This is a genomic window from Mesorhizobium sp. M7A.F.Ca.MR.176.00.0.0 (assembly GCF_004023165.1).
Lineage (GTDB): Bacteria > Pseudomonadota > Alphaproteobacteria > Rhizobiales > Rhizobiaceae > Mesorhizobium.
Window position 1 is genome coordinate 17,418 of record NZ_RZTC01000109.1, and the last position, 4,164, is coordinate 21,581.

Genomic DNA, 4,164 nt, shown 5'->3' on the forward strand with positions numbered 1-4,164 from the left:
GCATTGCGGGCGACGTGGGCGAGCACGATGCGGCGGCGTGACAATCCTTTGGCGCGTGCGGCCAGGACGAAATCCTGCCGCCAGACCTCGGCCATGCCGGCGCGCATCATGCGCAGATAGAGCGCCAGATAGATGAAGCCGAGGGCGGAAACAGGCAAGACGAGATGGACGGCGATGTCGGCGGCGCGGTCAAGACCGGTCTTGTCCGAGGCCAGGGTTTCGATGCCGCCGATCGGCAGCCAGCGCAGGTCGACGGCAAAGACGACGATCAGCACCACGCCGAGCCAGAAACCCGGCACTGCATAGAGCGCCAGCGAGCCGATCGACAGGAAGCGGTCGCGGAAGCTGCCCGGACGCGCGCCGGCATAAATGCCGAGTGCCGAGCCGAGCCCGAAGGAGAGCGCGGTGGCGCTGACCATCAACAGCAGCGTGTTGGGCAGGCGTTCGAGGATGACGTCGCGGATCGGCCTGGAGAAGGTCACCGACTGGCCGAGATCGAGATGCAGCAGTGCCCAGAGGTAATTGGCGAGCCGCGTCAGCTCCGACTGGTCGAGACCCCAGCGATGACGCAACAACTCGATCATGCCGGCGTCGCCACCGGTCGAGACGATATAGGCGTCGACCGCATCGCCGGGGGCGGCCTCGAGCAAAAGGAACGTGCCGATGACGACGATCAGCAGCACGAAGATGCTGCCGACGAGGCGACGGCGGATGAGCGTGAGGGCGCGGGTCATGGGGGCGTCGGAGGCTTGGCACTGAGTCGCCCAAGAGAGATGTCGCGCCTGAGCGCCCCCCTCTGTCCTGCCGGACATCTCCCCCTCAAGGGGGGAGATCGGAAGTCATTTATGGTTTCGCCAATGTTCGACGCTGCAGGAAAATCAGCCGACGGTGCGGCCAGCCAATCTCCCCCCACCCCTTGAGGGGGAGATGTCCGGCAGGACAGAGGGGGGCCTCGTAGGGCTCAACGCCTACGCTGATTTCGCGAATTTTCATCCGCGCAATTCTGTCACGATTCCAAATACGTGTCCGCCCAGTTCGACACCGCCCAGCGCGGGTTGTTGGCGATGTTGCCGACCGTGTCGCGCGCGACGCTGATAAAACTCCATTCGGCGACGTTGATCAGCGGCAGGTCGGTGGCCACCTCCTTCTGGAATTCCTTGTAGAGGTCGGTGCGGGCTGATGTATCGAGCGTCTCCGATGCCTTGGCGATGAGCGCATCGAGCGCGTCGTTCTTGTAGCCGCCCTGGTTGGAGAACGGCACGCCGTCCGGAATGCCGCTCTGCACCAGGATGGTGGTCGAGATCGCCGGGTCGCCGCGGAACACCGGCGGGCCGACAGCGAGGTCGAAGGCGTGGTCGGTGTAGACCGCCTTGATGTGCGCGGCCGAGTCGTTGTTGACCAGCTGAGCATCGATGCCGATGGCGGCGAGCGCTTGGCGCAGATAGTCGCCGAACTGCTTGGTCTCGTTGAAATAGGGCGCGGGCAGCAGTTTCAGCGTGAAGCGCTTGCCGTCGGCGCCTTTCTTGTAGCCGGCCTCGTCAAGCAGCGCGTTGGCCTTGGCGACGTCGAAGGCATAGGTCGGCACATCGGCGGTGTAGAATTGCGGATCGTTCTTCGGCACCGGACCGGTGGCGGTGGCGGCATAGCCGAGGAACACCGTCTTGACGACGAAATCCTTGTCGATGGCATGGGCGATCGCCTGGCGCACCTTCACGTCGGCCAGTTCCTTGCGGCGATGGTTGATCTCGACGACGAGCTGTTAGGTCAGCCCTTCATAGCCCTTGGAAATCACCTTCAGGCCCGGCACCTTGGAGATGCGGTCGAGGTCGGCCAGCGGCACGGCGGAAAAGGCCGCCAGCTGAATCTCTTCGGCCTCCAGCGCGCTCGCCGCTGACGTGCGATCCGGCAGCACCTGATAGATGATCTCGTCGAGATAGGGCTCGTCCTTGCCCCAGTAATCCGTATTCTTGATCAGCCGGTAATATTGCCCGGCCTTGTGCTCGCCGAATTTGAACGGTCCGGTGCCGATGGGCGCGTTGTTGGCCGGGTTGTCCTCGATCTTGCCGACCTCATAGATGTGCTTCGGCACCACACTGCTCAGCGCCGGCAGCGCGTTGCGGATCAGCTGGAACGGCGTCGGTTTGGCGAATTTGAACACGGCGGTGAGATCGTCGGGCGTGTCGACGCTGACCAGATCCTTGAACACGGTGCGGCCGAGATTCTGCAGCGGCTTCCAGATCTGCAGCGCCGAGAAGGCGACGTCGGCCGAGGTGAACGGCTTGCCGTCATGCCATTTGACGCCGTCGCGCAGTTTGAACGTCGCCGAGAGCCCGTCGGCGGCACCCTCCCAGCTCAGCGCCAGCCGTGGCGCGAGACCGTCCTTGCCGTCGAAGGAGGCTTCGGCCAGCGTTTCGACGATCTTGCTGGAGATGAAGAACACGCCGTTGGAGGCGACGATCGCCGGGTTGAGGTTGCGCGGTTCGGAATCGGCGGCAAGCACCAGCCGCCCGCCCTTCTTTGGCGTCTGCGCCCAGCCCGGTGCCGGCATGGCGGTGGAGGCCAGCAGCATTGCCGAGCCGGCAAGCATCGTGCGTCTGGAAATCGTGAAACCTGACATGATCGAACTCCGTCCTCTCCGCGACCCGGTCGGGTGCGCCAATACCCCTCGGACGCCGGCAAGCCCACCGGCATCCTTGCGGCGGCGATTATGAGCCTTGCCGAGGGTTTCGCCAGAGACGGAATTGGCGCATCCTCGCTTGGCTTTGAAATTTTCGTCCGCTGGACCAGTTTGGAGGGCGTGGCTCAATTGATCATTCTGGTAGGACCAGACTGGTTGAACATGCGACGAATGACAACACAGAGACATAGAAAGGCGACATTTCATCTCTTTCTGGCTGGACCAGAACGAGCAAAATGGTGCAGATTTGACCGCTGCCAAGGGATCGGGAGCGGAACAGCGGCGATCCGGCAATTCAGGGAGAGAGAGATGAACATTGCTCCGGGCAAGAATGCGGTCGGCAATATCCCGTTCGACCAGGCAAGGGTCGACCGGCTGATGGAGGAGGCCGGCATCGATGTGCTGCTCGCCACCTCCAAGCACAACACGCAATATCTGCTGGGCGGCTACAAGTTCATCTTCTTCGCCGCCATGGATGCGATCGGCCATAGCCGGTATCTGCCGATCGTCGTGTACGAAAAGGGCGGGCCGGACCATGCCGCCTATATCGGCAACCGCATGGAGGGCAGCGAGCATCAGAACAATCCGTTCTGGACGCCGACGCTGCACGCCGCCTGCTGGGGCACGCTCGACGCCGCCAACCTTGCGGTCGAGCATCTGCAGAAGATCGGCAAGGCGGGCGCGCGCATCGGCATCGAGCCCGGCTTCCTGCCGTCGGACGCCTATACGCTGATCCGCAACGCATTGCCGGATGCCAGGCTGATCGACGCGACCGACATGCTGGAGCGCATGCGCGCCATCAAGACCGATGCCGAACTGGAGAAGCTGAGTAGGGCCTCCGAACTGATCACCGATTCCATGCTGGCGACCATCGCCTGGGCGCGCGAAGGCACGACCAAGGGCGAGATCATCGAACAGCTGCGGCGGGAGGAAACCAATCGCGGCATCCATTTCGAATATTGCCTGCTGACGCTGGGCTCCAGCCACAACCGCGCCGCCTCGCCGCAGGCGTGGAAGCAAGGCGAGGTGCTGTCAATCGATTCCGGCGGCAACTATCACGGCTATATCGGCGACCTCTGCCGGATGGGCATTCTCGGCGAACCAGATGCCGAACTGGAAGATCTGCTGGCCGAGGTCGAGACGGTGCAGCAGGCGGCCTTCTCAAAAGTCAAAGCGGGCACGCTGGGCGGCGACATGATTTCCCATGCCGAGGGCGTGCTGAAGGCTTCGAAGGTCGCACCCTACACGGATTTCTTCGCCCATGGCATGGGGTTGATCACGCACGAGGCGCCGTTCCTGATGACCAACCACCCGGTGACCTATGAAGGCACCTATGCGGCCAAGCCGCTGGAGAAGAACATGGTGCTGTCGGTGGAGACAACCATGCTCCACCCGACGCGGGGCTTCATCAAGCTGGAGGACACGCTGGCGGTTACTGAGGGCGGCTACGTGATGTTCGGGGACCGTGGCAGGGGATGGAACAGGGG

Annotated in this window: 2 protein-coding genes and 1 pseudogene; 1 reads left to right on the forward strand and 2 read right to left on the reverse strand. The window is 63.2% G+C overall.

Annotation, left to right across the window (positions count from 1 at the left end; all coding sequences use genetic code 11):
• Together EOB59_RS27570 and EOB59_RS27575 are read right to left on the reverse strand one after the other, a co-directional pair.
• Positions 1-734, reverse strand: a 734-nt coding sequence (locus EOB59_RS27570) for an ABC transporter permease (RefSeq protein WP_245486784.1), incomplete at its 3' end; no start/stop codon positions are given.
• 272 nt (positions 735-1,006) lie between these two features.
• Positions 1,007-2,617: pseudogene (locus EOB59_RS27575) on the reverse strand (ABC transporter substrate-binding protein).
• A 369-nt stretch (positions 2,618-2,986) separates the two neighbouring features.
• On the opposite strand from EOB59_RS27575, the gene EOB59_RS27580 reads away from it, so the two are divergent.
• Positions 2,987-4,164 (forward strand): Xaa-Pro peptidase family protein (locus tag EOB59_RS27580; RefSeq protein WP_164895764.1); only part of this gene is annotated, 1,178 nt, incomplete at its 3' end.